Raw genomic sequence first — 24,543 nt, forward strand, 5'->3', positions numbered from 1 at the left:
TAACTTTTCTTTTTTCATCTATTTTCACACAAATATGAACGGATCTGTATTCACTTCAGATACATATATTTTTGATTGGAATGCAGGAATTTCCTGTATCAGCCTATTCCGTGCTGCTGCTTTCATAATCTTTTCAATATAGTGCCCTGCATCAATAACTGTCAGGCCCAGCTGTTCCGCATCCTGAGCAGCATGAAAGGTCATATCTCCTGTAATATAGACATCTGCTTTTTTCCTTAATGCATGGCGCACATATTTTTCTCCACTGCCACCCAAAACAGCAACTCTTTTTACATTCTTTTCTATATTACCAGAAACACGCACAGTCGACATGTCTAAATGCTCTTTCACCTTTTCAACAAATTCTTTCATTGGCACGGATTGTTCCAATACACCAAAGCGACCAATACCAATCGATGATCCTTTGTTTTCCAAGGGATACATATCATAGGCCGGCTCTTCGTAAGGGTGAGCGGAATGAATTGCTTCCATAACCTTAGCAAGATTGCTCTTAGGCACCACTGCTTCTAATTTCTTTTCCTCCACATAGGTTAGCTTATTCTGCTTGCCAATATACGGATTAGCCTCTTCTGATGGACGGAATGTACCTTGTCCAGCAGTTTGAAAGGTGCAGTGACTGTAGTCACCAATTTGTCCTGCGCCGCCTTCATGTAAAGCTTCGCGTAATTCCTGTACATGTGAATCTGGAACAAAAACAACCACCTTAAGCAAAGACTCCTGCTCCAAAACCTCTAAAGGCTCTTTGTTCTTTAGACCAATGGCATCACTTAGTAAGTCATTGACACCGCCCTCTGCAATATCTAAATTCGTGTGTGCCGCAAAAACGGTAATATCATTTTTTAAAAGCTTTTGCAGTACCCGCCCCTTAGGGTGATCAACATTTATTTGCTTCAAAGGCTGAAATAGTAAAGGATGGTGCGCAATAATCAGGTTTGCTTCTTTTTCAACTGCTTCATCCACCACCTCTTCTGTCACATCCAGTGTTACTAAAATACGAGAAGTCGTGTCATGAAACCTCCCTGTCTGTAATCCGATATTATCCCAGTGATAGGCCAGATTTGCAGGTGCCCAGCTATCCATTATTTGAAAAAAATCAGCATGTTTAAGTGTTTGTTCCTTCATGATAAAGCTCCTCCTTTATCCAACGTAATTCTGTTTGGAAATCAGATATTTTTTCATGATTTATTTGTTTGGCTTGCTTCATTTGTGAAATGATTCGCTCCAGATTGGCTTCCTCATATGTCCATTTCTTTACAAAAGCAGGATTTTTTTCATATAACAAATAGGGACCCAATAAAAATTGCTTTTCCTTTATTTGCTGATTATCATTGTATGGTGAAGGTGCAGCCGTATTACGGTCAGCAACAAGAATTTCATAAATATGACCTTGTTCGTCCACGATTTCTTCTGCTATCAATATAAAACCGTTTTGGTCAAACCATTGTCTGACTGCTCTTGCATCTACATTAGGCTGTGCAATAATTCTTCCAGCAGATTTAGCAATCGCTGTACCGTTCTCTAAGATGGAAGTAATTAATGACCCGCCCATTCCTGCAATCACAATTTGCTTCGCCTCTCCTTCCTTTAAGACAGCTAAACCATTTCCCAAACGGGCATCAATCCGTTCTTCTAATTGATGAAATTGAATCGTTTTTTTTGCACTGTCTAAAGGCCCCTGGTTCACTTCGCCAGCAACGGCTCTTGCTGTTTTATCTCTCAGGCAGACATAGGCAGGCAGATACGCATGGTCTGATCCGATATCTGCAAAGTCAGCTCCCTGCGGCAGATAATCAGCCACTTTTTTTAAACGATTTGAAAGTGGAATATGTTGGTTCATTGCATTTTCTCCTTTATTTCTACAATAAGAAAAGCTTTCTGATTCGTACAGAAAGCTTTCATTTCTTCCATTATATATTATTGATGCTCACTTAACCACTCACTAAGTGCGTCTAAATCTTCACCTTGAAGCTGTGGGAAAGCAGGCATACCTCCATCCGTTCCATTTGCAATAATATCTGCAATTTCTTCCTGAGAGTAGGTACTTCCAATCTGAGTTAAATCTGGCGCAGAGCCGCTTGCTAAATCTTGGCCATGACAGCTTACACAGTTATTTTGATATACCTCTTCACCAGCATTAGCAGAAGTAGACTCACCGCCTTCTTCGCCGCCCTCAGCCTGTTCTGTTTGCTCTTCTCCATTTTCTTCGGCATCTTGAATAGCCTGTCTCTGATCAATACCAATTACTGAAATAATAATGACTGCAATCAGCCCCAGCCCGGCAATAATTGCATATGGTATAACCGGATTCTTTTTCATTACGCTTCCTCCTTATGTAACACAAATATTAATAAATTCATACTACTATTAGTTTACTCGAAATTTAATAATTTTTAAAGGCTTATCCTTGATATTAATTGGATGCTTTTTTAAAGTGTAAAGAAAACGACATAAGTTATGACACTTAGAGCCAGAGCAAGCCCTGTATAATAAAAAATAGGCAGTTTTTTCAAATATCCAACAACACCCCAGCCTATTCCATTAGCAATAATAACAAAATTAATATACTCCCCTAAGCCTACCGCTTCAAATATACAAATAGACAGCTGTAGAACATATAAAAATTGAATAAATAGAAATAAATAGCGATATCTCCGGGAACTATTCTTTCCCACTTTTAAGTAGATCAGCATATTTATCATGAAAACAACGCTTAGAATACCTGCCATGATATACCAGGACAATTGATCGTCATAATCTAAAAAGATAACGCTTCCTAAAACGAATAAAACAATAGCAAAGTGAATTTTTTTACCAACAGGTGACCATATACTCTGTTTATTTTTTAATTTTATTTCCCCGCCTCTGGTATACAACGCTAATAAAAAATCACATTGTTCCTCCGGCAGCAGACGATTTTCTTTCCATTTTAGTATTTCCCGGATAATCAATTGATTTTTTTCCTGGTTATTCATACATCCACCTCAAAAGCTTCATCTATACTTGTATGTTAGAGGCTGTTTTCTTAAAGGAATTTGTTATTATTTTGCCGAAACCTGACGCAGCACCTATTCGTTCATACAAATAATAACTGGAATATGCAAGCTGATAAAGATTGACCTGCACATTCCATCACCTGGTATATATAAAATTAATTTACTATTGCATGTTCAAAAAGTCCGATTAAAAAGGGCTTTTTGCACATCTTTTACGATTGAATTGAATTACTTCTTAATCAAGGAAATCCTTTAATCGTTTGCTCCTGCTTGGATGTCTTAATTTACGCAATGCTTTTGCTTCAATTTGCCGGATACGTTCTCTGGTGACACCAAATACTTTTCCAACTTCCTCAAGCGTCCTCGTTCTGCCATCATCTAATCCAAAGCGGAGCCGGAGCACATTTTCTTCTCTGTCTGTTAATGTGTCCAATACATCTTCCAGCTGTTCTTTTAATAATTCATAGGCAGCATGGTCTGATGGCGAAATAGCTTCCTGATCCTCAATGAAATCTCCTAAGTGGGAGTCATCTTCTTCTCCGATCGGCGTTTCTAAGGATACCGGTTCCTGGGCGATTTTTAGAATATCGCGGACCTTGTCAGGGCTTAGTTCCATTTCCTCCCCAATTTCTTCCGGTGTCGGCTCACGCCCCAAGTCTTGCAGCAGGGAACGCTGCACGCGGATTAATTTATTAATGGTTTCCACCATATGAACCGGGATACGGATGGTACGGGCCTGGTCTGCAATAGCACGAGTTATAGCTTGTCTGATCCACCATGTAGCATAGGTACTGAATTTAAACCCTTTACGGTAGTCAAACTTCTCAACAGCTTTAATCAGACCCATGTTTCCTTCCTGAATTAAATCTAAGAAAAGCATCCCCCGTCCAACATACCGTTTGGCTATGCTGACAACGAGACGCAGATTTGCCTCGGCTAATCTTCTTTTTGCTTCGCTATCTCCTTCTTCGATCCGGGAAGCAAGTTCAATCTCCTCTGCTGCAGAAAGTAAATCTACCCTGCCTATTTCTTTTAAATACATACGAACAGGATCATTAATCTTAATCCCTAATGGTACACTGAGATCATTAAGATTAATTTCCTCCTCTTTTGCGATTTTCTGCATTTCGGGGTCATCCTCAGACTCACCTAGCACATCGACACCCTGTTCTTCCAGGTACTCATAAAACTCATCCATTTGTTCGGGTTCCATGTCAAAATTAGATAAACCGTCAGCCACTTCTTCATAAGCAAGCGTTCCGCGCTTCTTACCCATATCAACTAATTTTTCTTTTGCCTGCTCTAAGGTCAGTTCGGATTCTTTCATATGCGAAGGTTTTTGTTCGGCCATGAGTCCCCCTCCTTCCAAATTGTTGAATTAATTTTCATTTTTTTGCTTCTGCAGCTGGATTAGCTCCATTGCCAAACGCGCAGCCTCCAAAGGGTCATTTTCCTGTTCCGCTTTTTTCTGCTGCTCTTTTAAGCTTTTTTTTGCTTGATTTTGATTAGCCTCCCGAAGAATCATTCGTAAGTAATCATCAATTTCTTCCTCTGTGCTGTTCTGCACATCACTGGACATAGCAAGTTCAATCACTTGATTCTTCAGATGCTGATCAGACAGTCTCTCCATAAATAAACTAATATCTGGTGCGTTTCCTTCTTCATAAAATGCATACAAATGCGTTGCCACAATTTTATGGTCATTTACATTAAATCCGGCTCCCAGCTCATATTGTACTTTATCAGCTATATGAGCATCCTGAAGCATATAGGATATGATTTTTTTTTCTGCATTAATATATGCCGGATATAACCTTTTCTTATTTACAGGTACATATGAATTAGTATAACTCTTATTACTTTGATTATCCTTCGAAGCAGGAACTCTTTTTTGATACTGGTTCAGCTGATTCATCAGCGTGTCTACAGACAAGTCAAATTCCTTATGCAATTCCTGAATATAATATTCCCGTTCAAGCGCACTCTCAATCATGGAAAGTTCTTTTAAAACGCGTTCGATATATTCAATACGCTCACTTTCCAGCTGCAGATTAAAGTGTCTGCGCTGATACCGCATAAAGAAACTCATATAACTGTCACTTGTACGCAGAACCTTTTCTCTAAAAGCTTCCCCGCCATGCTGCCGGATGTAACTGTCGGGATCCTCTTTAGCATCTAAATTCGCAATACGGACATCACAGCCAACCGTCTGTAATAAAAGCGCCGACTTATAACGGGCTTCTATCCCTGCACTATCACCATCAAAACAAATAATAACGGTGTCCACATAGCGATTCAAAAGCTTGGCCTGCGTTTCTGTCAAAGCAGTCCCCATCGTAGCGACAACATTCTTAACGCCAGCCTGGTAGGCGGAAATCACATCCATATAGCCTTCCATTAATACAGCTTCATTTTCCTTTCGAATATGGCGCTTTGCCAAATCAAAGTTATATAAAAGCTTACTTTTTTGAAAAAGCTCCCCTTCTGAGCTGTTTAAATACTTTGGACCGCTGTCATCCTGCAATGTCCTGCCTCCAAAACCGACAGTACGTCCCAGTGCATTACGTATGGGAAAAATAATCCTGCCCCGAAAACGGTCAATGACTTCATTATTATCGTTTCCTGCTAAAATACCGCTTTTCAAAAGTAATGGTTTAGAATATCCTTTTTGTGTCAGAAATCTTGAAGTAAAATCACGCTTATCGGGCGCATACCCAATCTGAAATTCTTCTAACGTCTCTTTTGTAAGCCCGCGGCTAGTCAGATACTCTAATCCATCCTTCCCATCTTTTTGATACTTTATGAGATGATGATACAATTTCGTTAACCATTCATATGCCGAGAGCATTTGCTCTGTTTCCTCTGACATTGAGGTTTCTTTTCTGAGTGATGCTGTTGGCAGCTCCACTCCACTGCGATCGGCTAAATGCTTTAGCGCCTCATAAAATGTAAAATTCTCCATTTCCATCAAAAACGAAAAAACATTTCCACCTTTGCCGCAGCCAAAGCAATGAAAAATCTGTTTTTCTTGAGTAACCGAGAATGAGGGCGTATTTTCACCGTGAAAAGGGCATAAACCAAAATAGTTTTTACCTTGTTTTTTTAATTGAATGTACTCTCCAATGACGTCGACAATATCATTGGATTTTTTCACTTCTTCAATAATTGGTTCAGGTATTTGATTAGCCATAGTTACCACCAACTATTCTATTTGTTTTTTAGAGGATGTTCAAAAGTCCAACAAAAACGACGCATCGAATTTTTGAACACACATTTTAGAGAGAGTGTACAAAATCCTCCTTTTTAAACTGCTATTGTTCCTTCACTGATTATTCGACATATTTTTTCCTTATTCTCAAAAAAAATAGCCTTAACATAGATTCTACAAAGGATACATAGATTCCTTCTTTTTTTGAGCAAATTATGATTAAAATTGCATTTTATTTAAATCTGCTCATACGATTTACCATTATAATATATTTTTTAATAGAATTCTATTAATTTGCATGGAAATCTATTAAAAAAGAAAAACATTCCGTGATCGCTGCATACAGAATGCTTTTCAAGTGGTTTTATGAAATGAATTACTTTGTGTCTATACTCTTATGCTTGTCTGCTTTGCCACATCCTAATAATTTGATTAGCTGTTTCCTCTACTGCTTTATGAGAAACATCGATGACAGGGCAGCCAATTTTCTCAACGACTTCATTGAAAAATTCCAATTCCTGTTCAATTCTATTTACATTTGCATAGGTTGCCTGATCGCCGAGTCCCAGCGCTTTTAGCCGCTCTTTCCGAATACCATTCAGCTTTTCTGAAGATATACGCAGACCGATACATTTTTTAGGGTCAACCATCATCAGTTCTTCCGGCGGATCCACCTCTGGAACAATCGGAACATTTGCCACTTTAAAACGCTTATGTGCCAAAAATTGAGATAACGGGGTCTTTGACGTTCTGGAAACACCTATTAATACAATATCCGCCCGGGTAATTCCTCTTGGGTCTCTGCCATCATCGTATTTGACAGCAAATTCAATCGCTTCAATCTTTTTAAAATAATCTTCATCTAATTTATGAACAAGTCCAGCCTCCAACCTTGGCCGATCGCTAAACACGCGCTCCATGGCATCCATTGTTGGACCCATAATATCAATCACTTCAATCTCTATTTCTGATGCGCGCTTGTTTAAATAGGCACGCAGCTCCGGGTCAATCAATGTAAAACCGACAAGACTTGAATTTAATTTTGCCTGTTGCAGGAATTCATCAATCGTTTCTTTATCTTCTACATAAGGAACACGCTGAATTTTGTAATCTCCGCTTTTGAATTGGCTTAAGCCTGCTTTCATTACCAACTCGGCTGTTTCCCCAACAGAATCAGATAATACATAAATAACTTGCTGCTCCGTCATCTCGACATCCTCCCCTTAGCTTCTAAGAAATTAAATTGTATTTTCAATCGTTAATTCAACCAGCAGTTTTGTTATCGTTGTTTTTGTGATCCGACCGATAACCTCAAGACCATCTTCTGTGTCTTTTACGACAGGGACACCATCAATTTGCTTGGATATAAGCTGATGGGCTACATCGATAAGCAAGTCATTTTTGCGGCAAACTGTAATATTGGGCATTCTTGTCATGATAATTGGTACAGGTATCGAGCTTAAATCTTGTCTGCCCATGCTTGCACGTAATAAGTCTTTCCGGGAAAGCACCCCCGCCAGACATGCATTTTCATCCACAACAAAAAGCGTACCGACATCTTCCAGGAACATGGTTGATATGGCATCGTATACAGACACCTTTTCATTCACAGCGACAGGAACCTGCTGAAATTCATGAACCTTATATCGTTTGATCTTTTCTGTTAACAATTCCGAACCTGTTTTACCTGTATAAAAGTAGCCTACACGAGGGCGTGCATCTAAAAAACCAGCCATTGTCAAAATAGCTAGATCCGGCCTTAATGTAGCACGGGTCAAGGCAAGCTGATCTGCTATTTGCTCACCAGTAATAGGACCATCTGCCTTCACTATTTCTATAATTCGCTGCTGTCTGTTCGATAAGTCCACTTTTTCACCACCTATACTGCCGCATTATTGACAAATGAGCAATATGATTTCTATTGCTGATTTCCTCAAAATTGGTATATATGAAGGATACATACCATGCTTGCTTCATCTCAAACATCCTCTTAAAGCATGGTATGTTATTATTATTCGACTTTATTCACCGAAATTCCTTTTTTAATCTTTTAGAAAGTATAGAACTTATGCATGCTGCTTCCATGCCACTTTGCGCAAGTCTGCGTATTGCAGGATCAGTACGGAAAGCTCATGAATGATCGAGAGACGGTTTTTTCTTACTTCTTCATTATCATCCATAATCATATTTTGGTCAAAGAATGCATGAATATCATCTGCAAGGTCTGTCAGCAGCTGTAGTGCCTCCGCACTGTTTTGCGCTTCCAGCTGCTCGGCATAGCTTGATTTTACTGTTTTCACAGCTTCATATAATACTTTTTCTGATTCTGTCTGGAAGAGTGCAGGATTGATCTTATGATTTTTATCCTCTACCTTGCCTTCAAGGTTCAACACTCGAACGAGCGCTTCCTGTGACATTTTAAATTGGGCATCCGCTTTTTTAACAGATAAAACATGTGCTTTATCTACTGCAAAATGAAATACACCTAGTTGATTATCTACAACAGCATGAATGATATCTGCTTCAATATTTTCTTCACGCATTAAATATTCGGCACGGGAAGCAAAAAATGCTCGTAAATCTTCTTTTGCAGAAGCATTTACTGTTAAACCGGCACCTTCTAATACAGATAGGGCATATGCAATACAGGATTCTACTGTTATATCCCAATTTTGATCCTTTAAAATACGTAAAATTCCCATGGCCTGCCTTCTTAAACCATATGGATCCTGGGAACCGCTCGGGATTAGTCCGACACTGATACATCCTGCAATGGTATCTATCTTATCAGCAACACTCAGTACCGCACCAACCGGACTTGCCGGAAGCTCTCCATGAGACTGCTTCGGTAAATAATGCTCGCGAATTGCTTGGGATACTTCTTTTGCTTCCCCAAAATAGGAAGCATATTTTTCACCCATCACCCCCTGCAGCTCCGTGAATTCATTTACCATATTTGTCATTAAATCAAATTTACTGATTTCAGCTGCACGGGCAACTTCTTTGATTTCATTCAAAGCAAGCTCTTCTGCCAAGTGATTAGCAATTTTTTTGACACGATTTACTTTCTCTGTATACGTACCAAGCTTTTCTTGAAATACAACACGAGTAAGCTTTTTCTGGAAGTAATCAATTGAAAGCTTTTTGTCCTCTTCAAAAAAGAATTCTGCATCCGCAAGACGTGCCCGTAGCACCTTCTCGTTTCCCCGAATAACTGTCTCCAGCTCATAATCGTCACCATTTCTTACGCCGACAAATTTAGGCAGCAGCTCGCCATCCCGTTCAACTGGGAAATAACGCTGATGCTCAGCCATCGACGTAATAAGGACTTCATTCGGCAATTCTAAGAAAGAATCAGCGAAACTGCCGACAAAGGCTGTAGGGTATTCCACCAGGTTTTTCACTTCCTTCAAAAGCTGCTGCTCAACCGGAATTTGAAAACCATTCTTTTCCTCTAATACCTCAAGCTGTTCAACAATCTGCTTTTCCCGCTTTTTAGCGTCAGCAATCACATAATGATCTCTTAAGAGCTGTTCATATTGTTTTGGCTCCTCTATTGTCAGCTTACCGCTAAGGAAGCGATGTCCATATGTGAAGTTTCCAGTTTTCACATGAGCGATTTCAAATGGAATCACTTCATTACCATAAAGTGCAACCAACCAGCGGATTGGTCTTGCATAGCGTAATGTTTCATTTGCCCAGCGCATGTTTTTACCAAATGTAATCGACTCGATTATATCCTTAAATTCCGGAAGCAGAGATTGCACTGTTTTTCCTTCGATATATTTTTTTACATAAATATAAGCTGTTCCTTTGATCTCTTTTACATAAATATCGTCCGTTGTTTTTCCTTGGCCTTTTGTAAAACCTTCTGCGGCTTTTGTCCAATTCCCCTGATCATCTTGTGCAATCTTTAAGGCAGGTCCTTTTGCTTCTTCTTCCATCGATGTCTGGCTCTCTGCCACCTCATTTATAAGGACAGCCAGCCTTCGGGGAGTTGAAAAAGAAACCGCAGATGAATAGGAAATGCGCTGATCCTCCAGCCATTTCTTGGTTTTAGCTAATACTTGGGCTTCCGCATCATCGATAAAACGAGCCGGCAGCTCCTCTAATCCAATTTCAATCAATACATCCTGTGCCATCCTAGTTCGCCTCCTCTTTCAGCATTGGAAAACCTAATTTTTCGCGCTCTTGCACATAAATTTTTGAAATACTGCGTGCCAGGTTACGGATACGGCTGATATAGCCTGTTCTTTCTGTTACAGAAATAACCCCTCTGGCGTCTAAGAGATTAAAGGTATGTGAGCATTTTAAAACGTAGTCATATGCCGGGAAAACAAGTCCTTGCTCCATAGTTGTTTTTGCTTCCTGTTCATATTTCATAAATAAATCAAATAGCATATCTGTATTTGAAGTTTCAAAGGTATAGACAGAATGCTCATATTCCGGCTGGTAGAAAATATCACGGAGCGTCACACCATTATTCCACTCTAAGTCAAACACATTTTCCTTATCTTGAATATAAGAAGCAAGCCGCTCAATTCCATATGTCAATTCAACAGTAACAGGGCTCGCTTCTAAACCGCCGATTTGCTGGAAATAGGTAAACTGCGTAATTTCCATCCCATCCAGCCATACTTCCCAGCCAAGGCCTGCTGCACCAAGTGTCGGATTCTCCCAATTGTCTTCTACAAAGCGAATATCATGCTTCAGCGGGTCAATCCCAAGTTTTTTCAAAGACTCTAAATACAGCTCCTGAATATTCGCGGGAGAAGGCTTCATAATAACCTGAAACTGATGATGCTGATACAGACGATTCGGATTTTTCCCGTACCTTCCATCCGCCGGACGTCTGGAAGGCTCTACATAAGCAACATTCCACGGCTCTGGTCCAAGACTTCGCAGCAGCGTCATCGGAGACATTGTTCCCGCACCTTTTTCTGTGTCATATGCCTGCATTAAAATACAGTTTTGATCTGACCAATGATTTTGCAAAGTTAAAATCATTTCTTGAATATTCATCTACTCCACACTCCTTTAATGGATTAAAAATTTAATATTAAGTCCGCAACATCCTTTGAATCAGGTGAAATCAATCAGAAAAGCCGTCCCTATGCCTGTCATTAAAACAGACATAGGGACGGCTCAAAACCGCGGTTCCACCCTATTTGCCCTTATTTTACAAGAGCCTCTTTTCATTGCTGTTACTCCGAAGTTCCTTCCTAAAGTTTCTATATATCTGGCTCACACCATTCCAGACTCGCTTGGTTACAGAAAATACCTCAGTACTTTTCTTCATCATTGTAACGACTATTTGCTAACAATCCTGTATAAGATATATGTACAAATCATACTCTATCAGCCCTTGACTTGTCAATTATTACTTAAATAAATCCAGCTGGTCCAAAAACTTTCGTGATTTAATGAAATATCCTCCGTAGCGATCATAGTAAGCTTTTAAAATCTCTTGGAGCATTTTCACATTTTCCGGCTTCATTTGGATGGTCCCGATGCGTTCTAATTCCACTTCAGAAAATAGATATAAAAGCTTAGCCAATCTGGGAGAAAGTCCTATTGCTTCCGGGTCCATATGGCGACATTTAGGGCATAAAAAGCCACCCTCCACGACAGAAAACTCAAAAGGCTGCTGTGTTGACCCGCAATTTATACACTGATTTAAAACGGGGGCAAATCCAGCTGTTTTATAAAGCTTTAATTCATACATCATTATTGGAATTTCAGCTTGATCATGCTCTTCAATCCACTCTATGGTTTGCTGAAATTGCTTAAACATGTACGAATTGGTATTTTTATTTTCCACAAGCTTATCTGTAAGCTCTGCAATATAGGAGCAATAAGCCGTTTTCACGAAATCTTCACGTATCGTACGATGTGAGTTTAATAATTCTCCCTGCTGGATCGTGCTCAATCCACTGCCAAGATAAACAAAAAAACGGGCAAAAACGAATGGCTGGGTAACAGCAGCCATCCGACTTTTTGGTTTTTTCGCCCCTTTTGCCAGTGCTTGGAACTTTCCAAACTTCCCGCTGTAGATTGTCACTAATTTATGCGTTTCACCATAATCTTTTGTTTTTAATACTATACCATCTATCTGTTCCAGCATTCTCGATCACCCGGCCTTACTTAATATTGAACACACGCTAAAACTAAAAATCGGCATGATTACACAGATGGCAAATCGATACTTTCACCGCCAGAAGATCGGGTTGGTTCATTCTGTTCCTGCTCCCTGCCTGCTTCTCCTTGCTGTTCCAGTTCTTTTAATAATAAATAGGTTTCAATGTTTCCTGTTTGATAAAACAAATTCCATGTAACATCCAGCACAAGAAACCCCACCTTTCAAATTATTTTCTCACTACACCACAGCTGTTTGTTAAAAGGACAACCTAATCTTGACATTAACTTCCCGCTTCTTTTATAGGTTGGTTCGATTTTATTGTTTTCATTAGTATAAAAAATTACCATCTTTACGAGAATGTTCAAAAATCGAAATAACAAGTTACAAGTGAATACCGCTTTTAATACTCATCAAGCCGGAAACCATATTCATGTAATTGGTTCTGTTTGTTTCGCCAATCTTTTTTCACCTTTACCCAAAGTTCTAAATATACCTTTGAGCCAAGTAATGCTTCAATATCACGGCGGGACTGCTGACCGATCTTTTTCAGCATGCTCCCCTGCTTACCGATGAGAATACCCTTTTGAGAGCTTCTTTCTGTTACAATCGTTGCTTGTACTAATAATTTTTCATTTTCGTTCTTCTCTATATTTTCAATGACAACAGCAATCGAATGCGGAATTTCTTCCTTCGTATGGTGCAATACCTTCTCGCGGATCAGTTCAGAAATAATAAATCTTTCCGGATGATCTGTGACCTGATCTGTCGGGTAATACTGTGGCCCTTCTGACATTTTATCCGCAAGTACTTCTAACAAATGATTAACATTATTTCCTTCTAATGCAGAAATTGGAATAATTTCCTCAAATTCATAAAGGTCTTTGTATTGGTCGATTAACTGTATCAGTTTTTCCGGTGGAATTTTATCGATTTTATTAATCACCAGGTAAACCGGCTGATTTACTTTTTTCAGTAAATCAATAATATATTGATCCCCGCGGCCGTACCCCTCGTCTGCATTGATCATAAATAAAACATTATCCACTTCATTCAATGTATTCTCTGCTACCTGTACCATAAAATCACCTAATCGGTGCTTCGGTTTATGAATTCCCGGTGTATCAATGAAAATCATTTGATATTCCTTTGTTGTCAGAACACCTTGTATTTTATTTCGTGTTGTTTGAGCCTTATCACTCATGATAGCTATTTTTTGGCCAATTACCCGATTCATGAAAGTTGATTTTCCAACGTTCGGCCTGCCAATAATAGCGATAAACCCTGATTTAAAATTGTTTGTCATGCTTTTGTTCCTCCGAATTTCTATTGTTTGCTTCCTATCATACTACATTTTTAAGATGGTTTCACTATATCGACAAAACCTTTAACAATGATACAAATTCAATGCTTTTTTGAGCAAAAGGTTAAAGAAAAACTAAGAAGAGCACTTAGTCTTTAAAACCTTAAGTGTTCTTGCCAAGGAGATGTCCGCTACGGGAAGTCGCTGTCCACAGGCAACGCCTCAGCCTCCTCGGAAGAAGACCACTTCCTGCTCAGGTCTACCTGTTGCTTTTCCTGTAGGAGTCGACAACATCCGCTCCCATCTTAGAAGAAATATGTTTCTTTTGCTTTCTATTACAAAGAGATGAAGCTGATTCTAGCGTATACTTTATTATTCCATAAAAAAGAGGTCATACGGGACCTCTTTTGTAAGAACTATGCAATTAGAATAACTGTATTATTTTTGGTCCGAAAATAAGTATTCCGACTACAACGGATATCAGTGCTGTCACAAGAACTACACCTGCTGCGATATCCTTTATTTCCTTTACACGTTCATCATAACCAGGCTGAATAAAATCCATCACCCGCTCAATAACACTGTTAATCATTTCTGTAATAAGTACTAAACCGATCGTTAATAAAATAACTGTCCATTCGATGAGAGAAAGATGGAAAAAGAAACCTGCTGCAACGACAATTATCGTAGCTAACATATGCAATTGAAAATTAGATTCCTTTTTCACAACCGTTTTTAGCCCCGCCCAAGCAAAACGGAATCCAACAACTCTTTTCTTATCTTTCAATGCCAAATTCACCTAAAATTTCATCTTGTCTCTGAAACATTTTCTTCTCATCTTCTGCGTTCATGTGATCATAGCCGAGCAGATGTAAGAATCCGTGCAGTGCTAAAAAGGCCAGCTCTCTCTCAAAGCTGTGATGATAAGCTTCAGCTTGTTCTTTTGCTTTATCTATTGAAATAATAATATCTCCCAGCACAACTGGTAATCCCTCACCAACAATTTCCAGCTCTTCTTCTTCCATTTCTTGCATCGCAAACGAAATAACATCTGTCGGTTCATCTTTATCCCGATAATCTCTGTTGATAATTTGAATTTGTTCATTGTCCACAAAACTGATTGAAATTTCTGCATCGACTGATACCTTTTCTTCTTTTCCAGCAAAAGTAAGCAGTTTTTCAACCAGCTCTTTATGTGGATCAGACACCGCATTTGTTTCATCCTGAAAATCAATAAGCATTATTTTTCTCCTTCCTTCTTCGGATATTGAATTCTAGAATGGAAAATTCCTTTCAAAGAATCACAAACCGTATGTTGAATGATTTTTAGCTCTTTTAATGTTAACGGACTGTTATCTAATTGTCCATCTGAAATTTTACTGCTAATAATAGATGAAACAATGGAATCAATCGTCTCAGACGTCGGATCTTGTAAAGAACGGACTGCAGGCTCAACAGAATCACAAATACAGACAATCGCTGTTTCCTTTGTTTCCGGCTTTGGTCCAGGATATCTAAAATCTGCTTCATCCGTTTCAGGATCTAATTCCTTTGCTTTCATATAAAAATATTGAACCAAAGAATTGGAATGGTGCTGCTTTGCTATATCAATAATTTCTTTAGGCATTTTATGCGCTTTTAACAAATTTGCGCCATCCGTTGTATGACGGATAATAATATCTGCACTTTCCTTTGGCGGCAGCTTGTCATGCGGATTTTTATTCGGCATTTGATTTTCAATAAAAAAGCCCGGCCGCACTGTTTTGCCAATATCATGATAATAAGCGCCTACCCGTGCCAGTAAGCCGTTCGCACCTACCGCTTCACATGCTGTCTCACTGATATTGGCAACCATTACAGAATGATGATATGTACCCGGTGTCTCTACCAGCAGCCGCTTCAGCAACGGCTGGTTAGGATTAGACAACTGCAGAAGCTTCATATCTGTCAATATCCCTAAAAAGCTCTCAAACACCGGCAATAAACCGATTGCCAGGATAGCAGAAAGACATGCCGCCGCAATCCCAAAGCCAAGGTATAGAAAAACACCAGACCATGTATATTTTTCAAAGGACAGGAATAAAAATGAAATAATAACAGCAGAGTGAATCAAAATTAACCCGATGGCTGTTTTTAAAATAACAAGACGATCACTTAGCTTCTTCATAAGCATAATGGCAGCAAGCTGTGAAAAAAGAAGATAAATAGCAGCTTCTACATGAAGCATCCCGGGAATATAGCTGTTAAACATAAATGCCGATAATACAGCATACAAGATACTGAGACGTACTGCTGAACGATCACTGATTAATACTTTTAATAAAATAGCAATAGCAGCCATTGGTGTGACTAAATACAGCGCATTTGACTGATCAAAGAAAAAACTTTGAATCTTCATCACAAAGATAGCCAATGCACTTAGAAAAACAGTTGCTGTGATTGGAAGGATACTCCAGTCCTTATCTTTAGCAATTTGCAAGCATTCCATGCCGAAAAAGTAAGCAATAACAGCCGCCAAAAATCCCAAAGCGAGAACGGGATACATATTTCCCTCTTGTGATAAGACGCCTACGAGTTCCAGCTGCTCATATATTTCATTTGTAATTGTCTGCCCTTCACGGACAATCGTTTCCCCGGCACGAATAACAACCGGATCGACAAGTGTTGCGGCTTCCTTTTTCTCCTGAGCAGTTGCCTCATAATCAAAGAAGGAATTTTCCACTACAGCAAAATCTGCTAAATCCATTAGAATTTCCAGTAATTCTTCGTTTACATCCAAATAAGCTAAATCCCGCTCGATCGTTGTGATTCCAGATTGAATATTCTCGGCACGTATCCCTTGCTCTAATACACTTTCCAGACTCTGGGAAAATATGGTGTCCACTTCCTCTAATGCGGCTTCCGGCTGCTGCAGCATTGAAATGAATACCTCTTCAGAAATTTCTGAACTGATTTCTTCTGAAAGTAAAGACCTTAATTCAACCGCTTCCTCCTGATATATATTCTCTGATCCATCTTCATCCCCCTCCGATTTGATGGTCAATACAGCGTCAAAGATTTCATTAATATAATTTAATCGTTCCTCTGTTACTTCTTCAGAAATGCTGTATCGATCAGGTACAGCATCAACAGCCTCCCGAATCCGCTGATCTGTTTCCTGCGTATTTTCAATCGTTATCGGCGAACGTATTGTCTCTTCGGCAACAGCAAAGCGCTGTATATCATATGTATCTGAACGCACATTATCTAATAACGTTATAAAAACAATCGACCCGATAAGGAGAGCGGGAATTATTGCAACGAAATATTTACGTCTTTTTTTTAAAAAAGGAAGTATTTTCTTCCATCTTTTTTTCAACACCTTCACCCCATTACACTTTTTTACCACATGTATTTCATTGATTGTAATGTATTCATCCCGTTGAGTAAAACGCCCTCATAACCGCCAGCAAAAAATATGTATTGTCTATAAAACGATCATCTATCATGAACAACAAGGATGAGACGTTTTTTTGTCTCACCCTTCGTTCTCACCTTCTGTTTCGTAAGCATTTATTATTTTTTGAACGAGCGGGTGACGTACAACATCAGCAGCTTGCAGATGTACAAATGCCAATCCTTCGATGGGAGACAGCATCCGTTCTGCAACCTTCAGTCCGGATGTCATTCCTTTTGGAAGATCTATTTGTGTCATATCTCCTGTAATAATCATTTTTGATCCAAATCCTAAACGTGTTAAGAACATTTTCATTTGTGCCGGAGTCGTATTTTGAGCTTCATCCAGTATGACAAAAGCATCGTCCAATGTTCTGCCGCGCATATAAGCAAGCGGCGCAATTTCAATGGTTTCTCTTTCGATTAGACGCGCCGTATGCTCTGCTCCCAGTACATCATGCAGGGCATCGTACAGCGGTCTTAAATAAGGATCGACCTTTTCCTTTAAATCACCTGGTAAAAAACCTAAGCTTTCTCCTGCTTCTACTGCTGGTCTTGTTAAAATGATTTTTTTCACAAGACCGTTTTTCATAGCATGAACCGCCATGACAACAGCTAAATATGTTTTTCCTGTTCCGGCCGGACCAATTCCAAACACTAAGTCTTTGGACTTAATCGTCTGAATATATTGCTTCTGCCCAAGTGTTTTGACACGGATGGACTTGCCTTTGTAATTTTTGGTGATTTCATCTTCAAATAATGTTTCAAATTGTTTTATTTTACCTTTTTTTGCTAATTCTACAGCATAGACAACATCCCGCTCCGAAATAGTTTGGCCTTTTCGAATAACGCTTAATATGGTCAGAAGAATCTCCTGCACCAATTGCACAGCCTGAGGCTCTCCAGAAACACGGATTAATTCACCCCTGGATATAATATCTACACCCAGCAAGGCTTCCAGTTGTTTCAGATGCTTATCATTCGTACCGAATAAAGCAAGAGCTTCATTGGCATCATCTAATTGTAAATCAATATCCACTAAGTTTTCGGGCATAATCAGTCTCCTTGAATAATAAGTTCTTCTTTTACAATATTTTCTTCTACAGAAAGATATAGAACTAATTCAACTTTACCATGCTCGCTATGTTCATGTAAAATTTTTTCTGATAATATTAGAGCTTCTGGTCCCAGTTCATTTTGTAATTGTAGTTTTGCCTGCTCAATACCTGCTTGAACTGCTTCTTCCGTTGATCTCTGTGTCTCTATTTTTTCTGTCTCGCTAATTTCCCGGGCAACATAAGAAACAGGCAGCTCCCACTTTAAAAAATGAATCGGCTGTTCTTTTCGTTCCTCCTGCGAATGGATATAATCAGGGTTTCTGAATCCCCAAACAGGCAGCTGCACATCTCCAAAACGTAAATAATGCCTCTTTTTCTGATTCCCTGTTACTTCCTCTGCCTGATACCCGAGCGGAACAGTGACATGCGCTTCATACCATGTGTTTGCAATTACTTCTCCCTCTGCAGCAATAGATCCGCGAGATTGTTCTCCCGCCTCTGTATTATCTTCCCCGTCTTCCGTATTTAAATTACCAGACACTAACGTTTCTCCCGGAACAACATAATCATTTACCCGGACCATAGCTCGTCCTTTAGAAACATACATGTTTGTGATAACGCCTTTTTTCGTAGCCACTAAATTTCTCGGCTCACCGGGAGGAAGCTCCTCGACAATTGTTTTTTCAACAGCTTCCAGGTGCAGGGTCGTGCCCTGAAGATGGACACCGGTCCAAAGCAGCTCGGGAACTTCATTTAAGAGCTGACGCTGAATATCCTTTGGTGTAGCAATGGAAAACAACCACACACCTGGATATACACCAAATGCTTCCAGCTCTGTTTCTATTTTCTCTTCAATTTCTTTGGGTACACCAGTTATATGGACAGACCATAATAAATTAGACAGAATGAAAAAAAATAAAAAACCAGTAAAAATACCAATAAGCAAAAACTTTTTCCTGCTGAGCCTTGAAAGAAAGAAAGGCAAGCCTTTCGAATCCGAAAAGGAAACTTTATATAAAGAATTTCTCCTTAGCTTTCTTAAGGCTCCCAAATCTTTAAGCATCATTGTAGCCTGACAGCATTCCTCTTCTATTTTTTTTACATCCCAAATAAGAATACCCTCATTGGCACATTTTTGCAGAAATAATTCTGGCCGGGCTCCTTTCACACGAACGGTAACGTATGCACGTATAGATGGCGGATTTTGTTTTTTCATGTCAACCTCCTATGCTCGTCTGCTATCTTGTCCTTTACATGTATCCATGCTGCCCTTTTCCATGAAGGAAGTGTCTTATCAGCTTGGCGAATATGGAAATATCAATTTTCTTTTCCATTTTCATTGTTTAAAAAAAGCACCTCAGAAATGGTCCCTTCTAACATAATTTCTTTTGGTAGCATCATTTTAAGTACAAAGGAATGTCCTTTAATACTGACAAACCCATTTGCCACCTTCAATTTAAGCTCTTCATTTGTATACAGTGCTAAGCCTTGATGATTTTCAATATAAAAATGTAAGTGTCCAATAATTGTTATGCGCGGCATTTCCATAACAACATCGGATGGAAGAGAGAATTGCTCCATTAAAAGCGAACGGATTCTTTGTTGCCATTTATTCAATGATGATCCCCCCTCATTGATACATATGTCATTTCTCTTTTGAACAGAACTATATGAACGGATTTAAATTCTGGAATAACAAAAAAACACCCTAATCAGCATCAACGCCAATTAGGATGTAGTTCGTTCTTATTTTCTTCTCTGTATGATACTTTGATACGGTTTTTTAGCACGCGGTGATCCTAAGACCTCGGCCATAATGATACCATTGACTAATCCTCGGCCATCCAGATTCCCGGAAACACGCTTCTTCATTTCAGCCTTTCCAGGATTATCTTCTTCACCTTTGCGATCTATCATTAAATCTTTAAACCTTTGCTCCACATTTTCCATATCTTTTTGAGAAGAAGTTCGGTAACGATCAGCTAATCGTTCCATCTGTTTTTTCTGCTGTTCTTCCATGCTTCCAGCAGAAATATCCGGACGTTCCCCTTCTCTATAGACTCGGCGCTCTGCACGAGGCTGCTCTCTTGTTCGTGTAGACTGCTGCCTTGTTCGCTGAGCTGCCGGCTGTTGTCTTTGTCTAGCTTGAGTTGGATTGTTTGGAGGTGTAGACTGCTTTTTTTTCTGCTCTTCTTGTTTCTTTTTGGAGTCGCCCAGAAAAGCGATTAATCCTGAAATAATGATAATAACAAGAAATAGATTTTCAAATATCCAGTCCATATGCCCCCTCCTTTATTGTCATTTTAAATGCTAGTTTTGTTCGTCATCTTTATTATCCTTTGAAAGCTTACCAATTGAGTCACGCATATCTGTATCAGCATCGATGTTTTGGTAATTCATATAGTCCATGACACCCATTTTACCAGCTCGCAATGCTTCTGCTAACGCAAGTGGTACATCCGCTTCTGCTTCTACTACTTTCGCGCGCATTTCTTGTACGCGGGCAAGCATTTCCTGCTCTTGTGCTACCGCCATTGCACGGCGCTCTTCTGCTTTTGCCTGTGCAATATTCTTATCTGCTTCAGCCTGATCCGTTTGCAGGATTGCCCCAATGTTTTTACCGATATCCACGTCAGCAATATCAATCGATAAGATTTCAAAAGCAGTACCGGAGTCAAGTCCTTTACTCAATACTGTCTGAGAAATCATATCCGGATTTTCTAATACTTCCGAATGTGTATCAGAGCTACCGATTGTACTTACAACACCTTCACCGACACGAGCAATGATTGTCTCTTCACCAGCACCACCGACTAAACGGTCGATATTTGCACGTACTGTAATTCTGGCTAATGCTTTTACTTCGATACCATCCATGGCAATACCTGCGATAAATGGTGTTTCAATTACTTTTGGGTTAACACTCATTTGTACCGCTTCTAATACGTCACGACCCGCTAAATCGATCGCAGCTGCCCGTTCAAATAATAAATCAATATTTGCCCGCTGTGCAGCAATAAGGGCGTTAACTACTCTATCCACATTACCACCCGCCAGATAGTGACTTTCCAGCTGGTTGATTTTGACATCCATACCCGCTTTATGTGCTTTAATAAGCGGATTAATTACGCGATTTGGCACTACTCGGCGCAAGCGCATACCAATTAATGTAAAGATGCTGATTTTTACCCCGGCAGCCAGGGCACTAATCCATAGTGCAACTGGAACAAAAGTAAATAAAATTGCTAAAGCAATAACGATAACCGCAATAATAATAAGCGGCATTAAGATTTCTCCCTCCATGCTAACTCCTCCTAAATAAAACAAATTATTTCATTTCCCTAACTACGACACGAACACCTTCTACACGAATTACTTTTACTTTCTTCCCTTTGTCAACAAAAGAGCCATCAGAAACAACATCGATTGTTTCATTATTTAGTTCAACCAATCCGGAAGGGCGCAGCGGTGTTAATGAGATTCCTTCAAGTCCGACAAGCTCTAAACGGTTCACTGAGGATACATAACCTTCTTCTGTTGCAGTGCTGTCCCTTAAAACAATATGACGGAAAATCCCCTTATCCAGACCTATTCTTCTAAACAGGATGACAGCAATAATCACAGTAATTAAAAAGGCAACTCCTATACTCATTGACATGTGCATCATATCATATCCTGACATGAATAAAGAGCCGATAACTGCGGCTATTCCAAGTACTCCTAAAATACCTCCAGTTACAAAGAACTCCGCCACAATAAGACCGATACCAATTAGAAGAAGCAGAAGCGCCTCCATCCCTGCCAGCCCGGCAACAACATGCCCATAAAAGAACAAAAGCAATGATAATAAACCTAAACTTCCCGGCACTCCAAAACCAGGGGAATACAGCTCCACAATCAGCCCGATACTGGCAACTGATAGCAGGATAGGAATGACAACCGGATGTGTTAAAAATCTTGCCAATTCTTCTGCGATAGAAGTTTCCGTTTCTACAACGGTTGCTTCAGACAACCCAAGCTCTTCCAAAAGCTCAGCCCGATTAGAAACAATTCCTTCTGCATATCCCACTTCAACAGCTTCTCTGGGCCCTAATGTCAAAAACTGCCCTTCAGGTGCCCCATACTCCGGCAAATCAATGCTGCTATCAGCCATGGCTGCCGCGTAAATTGGATCTCTGCCATTTGATTCCGCAGCACTCCTCATTTGTGCGAGCCAGGCAGATTGTGCTTTCTCATCAGCTGCCGTTCCATCTTGATTAATAATCCCACTCGCTCCCATGGTTGCATGCGGATTAAAATAAATATAATCAGAGAATAAAGCAATGTAAGATCCAGCAGATAATGCTTCATTTACAATATAAGCCGTTGTTGGAACAGTAAGACTTTGAATATGTGAGCCAATTTGTCCGGCGGAGTCCACACGTCCGCCAGGAGTATCAATTTCAAAAATGATATGATCTGCTCCGCTTTCCATCGCTTCTGTGGTTGCCCGGTTAATAAAAGCTTCCAGACCTCTTTCCACTTCCCTTTCAATCGGTATAATATAAACTGTTTCACCTTCACCTTGCTCGGCTTCCGCCTGTGTTCCAGTAAATATTGACACAAAGGTTAAAACTGATACAAATAATATGTATACAGCTAACCGCCTACGATGTCCTTTCAACTTGAATCACCCCCTCACCCTGCACCTTATCTATATTTACGAAAGTAATTCATAAAAGGTTTCATTTTTCGTGGATGGGTATACCTTGATAGTACCATATATTCTAGGGCGATAGAAAGCCTCATCTTATCGGCTTCCATAATTACTTTAAACAGATTGAAAAAACCAACCCAAAATTTGGGTTGGTTTTTTTACACTTTAAGAAAGCATTAAGAATCTAAGAAAAAAAGCATAAGTGCAACGCTTTTCATGGGGGGAGTAATCCCCCCCATGAAGGCATTCGCCGGCTTGGCGAATGCCACGTTTTCTTTATCTCAATTCCTGCTCTACTATTTGTTTAATTTTCGTACCGTCAGCCTGTCCTTTAACCTTTGGCATCACGGAACCCATTACTTTCCCCATGTCTTTCATTGAGGCAGCATTCACTTCTGTTATCGTTTCCTGAATGATCGATGTCAATTCTTCATCTGAAAGCTGCTTTGGCAAATACTGTTCAAGTATTTCCAATTCCTCTTTGGTCTTTTCAGCCAAATCTTCTCTTCCAGCATTTTTAAATTCTTGGAGGGAATCTTTTCTCTGCTTAACTTCTCTCGAAAGAATAGTTAAATCTTCGTCCTCAGATAGAGTATCTTTTCCAAGCTTAATCGATTCATTCTGAATAGAAGCTTTTACCATGCGAATAACGCTAAGGGTTTCTTTATCTTTGTTCTTCATCGCCTGCTTCATATCTTGATTTAATCGATCAAGTAGCGTCATACGTTACACCTTCTTTAGAATTTACGTTTTCTAGCAGCCTCAGATTTCTTCTTACGGCGTACACTAGGTTTTTCATAGTGTTCACGTTTACGATATTCCTGTAATGTACCACTTTTTGATACACTACGCTTAAAGCGACGAAGAGCATCCTCAAGAGACTCGTTTTTACGAACGCGAGTTGTATTTGACATGCTAATTTCCCTCCCTCCGAAGCACAAAACCATATTTAATGCGGACATGAACATACTCTCATGCCTTTTTAAAGTATAATATAAACCTTCGAGACGGTCAATGGTTATTTATTAATAATCTGAAGTTCCTTCCCTGCCTGCAACAATCTCTACTCCGGCACTCGCACCGATCCGGGTTGCGCCGGCTTCAATCATCGCTTCGGTTGTTTCTAAATCCCGAATTCCTCCAGATGCTTTTACACCCATTTCAGGACCGACAGTTTCCCGCATCAATTTGATATCCTCTACCGTCGCACCGCCTCCGGAAAATCCCGTTGACGTTTTTACAAAGTCTGCTCCGGCTTCTTTAGCTAATTTACACGCGAGCACTTTTTCTTCATCTGTTAACAATGCTGTTTCAATAATAACTTTCGTCAGCGCCTTGTTCTTTGCAGCGTCTACAACAGCTTTAATATCCGCTTTAACGAGTGCTTCATTTCCGGCTTTTAATTCTCCGACATTGATCACCATGTCTACTTCGGCTGCGCCATTTTCAATAGCTTCTTTTGTTTCATAAACCTTTGTACCTGTCGTTGTAGCTCCTAAAGGAAAACCAATGACGGTACAAACTTTTACTGGTGAATCCTTTAGTTCACTTGCACAATAAACAACCCAGTGCGGATTAACACAAACAGATGCGAATTTATTTTCTTTTGCCTCTTCGACAATTTTTGCAACTTGTTCCTTCTTAGAATCAGGCTTTAATAATGTATGGTCAATATAAGATGCTAAATTCATGA

Annotated in this window: 25 protein-coding genes; all 25 read right to left on the bottom strand. The window is 39.6% G+C overall.

The features are described 5' to 3' along the window. Positions 1-24 precede the first annotated feature (24 nt). A complete protein-coding gene (locus FLK20_RS08940; RefSeq protein ID WP_152656233.1) occupies positions 25-1,143 on the bottom strand; it encodes a Nif3-like dinuclear metal center hexameric protein in 1,119 nt (372 codons plus the stop codon). Continuing rightward, the gene (locus tag FLK20_RS08945; RefSeq protein WP_152656234.1) at positions 1,124-1,858 is read right to left on the bottom strand and encodes a tRNA (adenine(22)-N(1))-methyltransferase; all 735 of its coding nucleotides are present in this window, start codon (positions 1,856-1,858) and stop codon (positions 1,124-1,126) included. Before FLK20_RS08945 ends, FLK20_RS08940 begins: the two co-directional genes overlap by 20 nt. A 77-nt stretch (positions 1,859-1,935) precedes the next feature. Further along, on the bottom strand, positions 1,936-2,337 hold the full coding sequence (locus tag FLK20_RS08950; RefSeq protein WP_152656235.1) for a c-type cytochrome: 402 nt from the start codon (positions 2,335-2,337) through the stop codon (positions 1,936-1,938). A 110-nt stretch (positions 2,338-2,447) separates the two neighbouring features. Further along, positions 2,448-2,993 carry a hypothetical protein gene (locus FLK20_RS08955; protein ID WP_152656236.1) on the bottom strand — a complete coding sequence of 182 codons (546 nt, stop codon included), beginning with the start codon at positions 2,991-2,993 and terminating at the stop codon, positions 2,448-2,450. A gap of 256 nt (positions 2,994-3,249) precedes the next feature. Next, positions 3,250-4,365, bottom strand: coding sequence for an RNA polymerase sigma factor RpoD (gene rpoD / locus FLK20_RS08960; RefSeq protein ID WP_152656237.1), 1,116 nt, complete (start codon positions 4,363-4,365; stop codon positions 3,250-3,252). A 27-nt stretch (positions 4,366-4,392) separates the two neighbouring features. Next, positions 4,393-6,204 (bottom strand): DNA primase, encoded by a 1,812-nt coding sequence (gene dnaG, locus FLK20_RS08965; RefSeq protein WP_152656238.1) that lies wholly within the window; start codon positions 6,202-6,204, stop codon positions 4,393-4,395. A 413-nt stretch (positions 6,205-6,617) separates the two neighbouring features. Next, positions 6,618-7,430 carry a pyruvate, water dikinase regulatory protein gene (locus tag FLK20_RS08970; protein WP_152656239.1) on the bottom strand — a complete coding sequence of 271 codons (813 nt, stop codon included), beginning with the start codon at positions 7,428-7,430 and terminating at the stop codon, positions 6,618-6,620. A 30-nt stretch (positions 7,431-7,460) separates the two neighbouring features. Continuing rightward, on the bottom strand, positions 7,461-8,090 hold the full coding sequence (ccpN, locus tag FLK20_RS08975) for a transcriptional regulator CcpN (protein ID WP_152656240.1): 630 nt from the start codon (positions 8,088-8,090) through the stop codon (positions 7,461-7,463). A 198-nt stretch (positions 8,091-8,288) separates the two neighbouring features. Then, the gene (glyS, locus tag FLK20_RS08980) at positions 8,289-10,364 is read right to left on the bottom strand and encodes a glycine--tRNA ligase subunit beta (RefSeq protein WP_152656241.1); all 2,076 of its coding nucleotides are present in this window, start codon (positions 10,362-10,364) and stop codon (positions 8,289-8,291) included. 1 nt (position 10,365) lies between these two features. Continuing rightward, positions 10,366-11,244, bottom strand: a complete 879-nt coding sequence (glyQ, locus tag FLK20_RS08985; RefSeq protein WP_152656242.1) for a glycine--tRNA ligase subunit alpha — start codon at positions 11,242-11,244, stop codon at positions 10,366-10,368. Positions 11,245-11,602: 358 nt separating this feature from the next. Beyond that, entirely contained in the window at positions 11,603-12,346 is a 744-nt protein-coding gene (gene recO / locus FLK20_RS08990) for a DNA repair protein RecO (RefSeq protein WP_152656243.1), read from the bottom strand. A 59-nt stretch (positions 12,347-12,405) separates the two neighbouring features. After that, on the bottom strand, positions 12,406-12,567 hold the full coding sequence (locus tag FLK20_RS08995; RefSeq protein WP_152656244.1) for a YqzL family protein: 162 nt from the start codon (positions 12,565-12,567) through the stop codon (positions 12,406-12,408). Positions 12,568-12,761: 194 nt separating this feature from the next. Then, positions 12,762-13,664 (bottom strand): GTPase Era, encoded by a 903-nt coding sequence (era, locus tag FLK20_RS09000; protein ID WP_152656245.1) that lies wholly within the window; start codon positions 13,662-13,664, stop codon positions 12,762-12,764. Between the two features lie 421 nt (positions 13,665-14,085). Continuing rightward, positions 14,086-14,448 carry a diacylglycerol kinase family protein gene (locus FLK20_RS09005; protein ID WP_152656246.1) on the bottom strand — a complete coding sequence of 121 codons (363 nt, stop codon included), beginning with the start codon at positions 14,446-14,448 and terminating at the stop codon, positions 14,086-14,088. After that, positions 14,438-14,902, bottom strand: a complete 465-nt coding sequence (ybeY, locus tag FLK20_RS09010; RefSeq protein WP_152656247.1) for an rRNA maturation RNase YbeY — start codon at positions 14,900-14,902, stop codon at positions 14,438-14,440. The genes FLK20_RS09005 and ybeY overlap by 11 nt, the downstream gene beginning before the upstream one ends. Beyond that, positions 14,902-17,019, bottom strand: a complete 2,118-nt coding sequence (locus tag FLK20_RS09015) for an HD family phosphohydrolase (protein ID WP_152656248.1) — start codon at positions 17,017-17,019, stop codon at positions 14,902-14,904. The genes ybeY and FLK20_RS09015 overlap by 1 nt, the downstream gene beginning before the upstream one ends. 159 nt (positions 17,020-17,178) lie before the next feature. Beyond that, positions 17,179-18,150: a PhoH family protein gene (locus tag FLK20_RS09020; protein ID WP_152656249.1), complete on the bottom strand. Its 972-nt coding sequence runs from the start codon at positions 18,148-18,150 to the stop codon at positions 17,179-17,181. A 2-nt stretch (positions 18,151-18,152) separates the two neighbouring features. After that, positions 18,153-19,370 carry a sporulation protein YqfD gene (yqfD, locus tag FLK20_RS09025; protein WP_152656250.1) on the bottom strand — a complete coding sequence of 406 codons (1,218 nt, stop codon included), beginning with the start codon at positions 19,368-19,370 and terminating at the stop codon, positions 18,153-18,155. A gap of 101 nt (positions 19,371-19,471) precedes the next feature. After that, positions 19,472-19,771, bottom strand: a complete 300-nt coding sequence (yqfC, locus tag FLK20_RS09030) for a sporulation protein YqfC (RefSeq protein WP_152656251.1) — start codon at positions 19,769-19,771, stop codon at positions 19,472-19,474. Positions 19,772-19,900: 129 nt separating this feature from the next. Continuing rightward, positions 19,901-20,434 (bottom strand): hypothetical protein, encoded by a 534-nt coding sequence (locus FLK20_RS09035; RefSeq protein WP_152656252.1) that lies wholly within the window; start codon positions 20,432-20,434, stop codon positions 19,901-19,903. Between the two features lie 30 nt (positions 20,435-20,464). Then, a complete protein-coding gene (gene floA / locus FLK20_RS09040; RefSeq protein WP_152656253.1) occupies positions 20,465-21,457 on the bottom strand; it encodes a flotillin-like protein FloA in 993 nt (330 codons plus the stop codon). Positions 21,458-21,482: 25 nt separating this feature from the next. Continuing rightward, positions 21,483-22,817, bottom strand: a complete 1,335-nt coding sequence (locus FLK20_RS09045) for an NfeD family protein (protein ID WP_152656254.1) — start codon at positions 22,815-22,817, stop codon at positions 21,483-21,485. 309 nt (positions 22,818-23,126) lie between these two features. Beyond that, positions 23,127-23,573 (bottom strand): GatB/YqeY domain-containing protein, encoded by a 447-nt coding sequence (locus tag FLK20_RS09050; protein WP_152656255.1) that lies wholly within the window; start codon positions 23,571-23,573, stop codon positions 23,127-23,129. A gap of 14 nt (positions 23,574-23,587) precedes the next feature. Continuing rightward, complete coding sequence (rpsU, locus tag FLK20_RS09055; protein WP_019377991.1) at positions 23,588-23,764, bottom strand: 30S ribosomal protein S21; 177 nt, start codon at positions 23,762-23,764, stop codon at positions 23,588-23,590. Positions 23,765-23,875: 111 nt separating this feature from the next. Continuing rightward, a complete protein-coding gene (gene deoC / locus FLK20_RS09060; RefSeq protein ID WP_152656256.1) occupies positions 23,876-24,541 on the bottom strand; it encodes a deoxyribose-phosphate aldolase in 666 nt (221 codons plus the stop codon). Between the last annotated feature and the right edge of the window lie 2 nt (positions 24,542-24,543).

It is taken from the genome of Oceanobacillus sp. CFH 90083 (assembly GCF_009389585.1).
Lineage (GTDB): Bacteria > Bacillota > Bacilli > Bacillales > Amphibacillaceae > Oceanobacillus.

Coding starts and splice junctions, on each gene's coding strand:
- FLK20_RS08950 (WP_152656235.1), bottom strand. CDS start 2,337: ATGAAAAAGAATCCGGTTATACCATATGCAATTATTGCCGGGCTGGGG.
- ybeY (WP_152656247.1), bottom strand. CDS start 14,902: ATGCTTATTGATTTTCAGGATGAAACAAATGCGGTGTCTGATCCACAT.
- glyQ (WP_152656242.1), bottom strand. CDS start 11,244: ATGAATATTCAAGAAATGATTTTAACTTTGCAAAATCATTGGTCAGAT.
- glyS (WP_152656241.1), bottom strand. CDS start 10,364: ATGGCACAGGATGTATTGATTGAAATTGGATTAGAGGAGCTGCCGGCT.
- floA (WP_152656253.1), bottom strand. CDS start 21,457: ATGGAGGGAGAAATCTTAATGCCGCTTATTATTATTGCGGTTATCGTT.
- yqfD (WP_152656250.1), bottom strand. CDS start 19,370: ATGAAAAAACAAAATCCGCCATCTATACGTGCATACGTTACCGTTCGT.
- FLK20_RS09050 (WP_152656255.1), bottom strand. CDS start 23,573: ATGACGCTACTTGATCGATTAAATCAAGATATGAAGCAGGCGATGAAG.
- recO (WP_152656243.1), bottom strand. CDS start 12,346: ATGCTGGAACAGATAGATGGTATAGTATTAAAAACAAAAGATTATGGT.
- rpsU (WP_019377991.1), bottom strand. CDS start 23,764: ATGTCAAATACAACTCGCGTTCGTAAAAACGAGTCTCTTGAGGATGCT.
- FLK20_RS09020 (WP_152656249.1), bottom strand. CDS start 18,150: ATGCCCGAAAACTTAGTGGATATTGATTTACAATTAGATGATGCCAAT.
- dnaG (WP_152656238.1), bottom strand. CDS start 6,204: ATGGCTAATCAAATACCTGAACCAATTATTGAAGAAGTGAAAAAATCC.
- FLK20_RS08970 (WP_152656239.1), bottom strand. CDS start 7,430: ATGACGGAGCAGCAAGTTATTTATGTATTATCTGATTCTGTTGGGGAA.
- deoC (WP_152656256.1), bottom strand. CDS start 24,541: ATGAATTTAGCATCTTATATTGACCATACATTATTAAAGCCTGATTCT.
- FLK20_RS08940 (WP_152656233.1), bottom strand. CDS start 1,143: ATGAAGGAACAAACACTTAAACATGCTGATTTTTTTCAAATAATGGAT.
- FLK20_RS08955 (WP_152656236.1), bottom strand. CDS start 2,993: ATGAATAACCAGGAAAAAAATCAATTGATTATCCGGGAAATACTAAAA.
- rpoD (WP_152656237.1), bottom strand. CDS start 4,365: ATGGCCGAACAAAAACCTTCGCATATGAAAGAATCCGAACTGACCTTA.
- FLK20_RS08945 (WP_152656234.1), bottom strand. CDS start 1,858: ATGAACCAACATATTCCACTTTCAAATCGTTTAAAAAAAGTGGCTGAT.
- era (WP_152656245.1), bottom strand. CDS start 13,664: ATGACAAACAATTTTAAATCAGGGTTTATCGCTATTATTGGCAGGCCG.
- FLK20_RS09035 (WP_152656252.1), bottom strand. CDS start 20,434: ATGGACTGGATATTTGAAAATCTATTTCTTGTTATTATCATTATTTCA.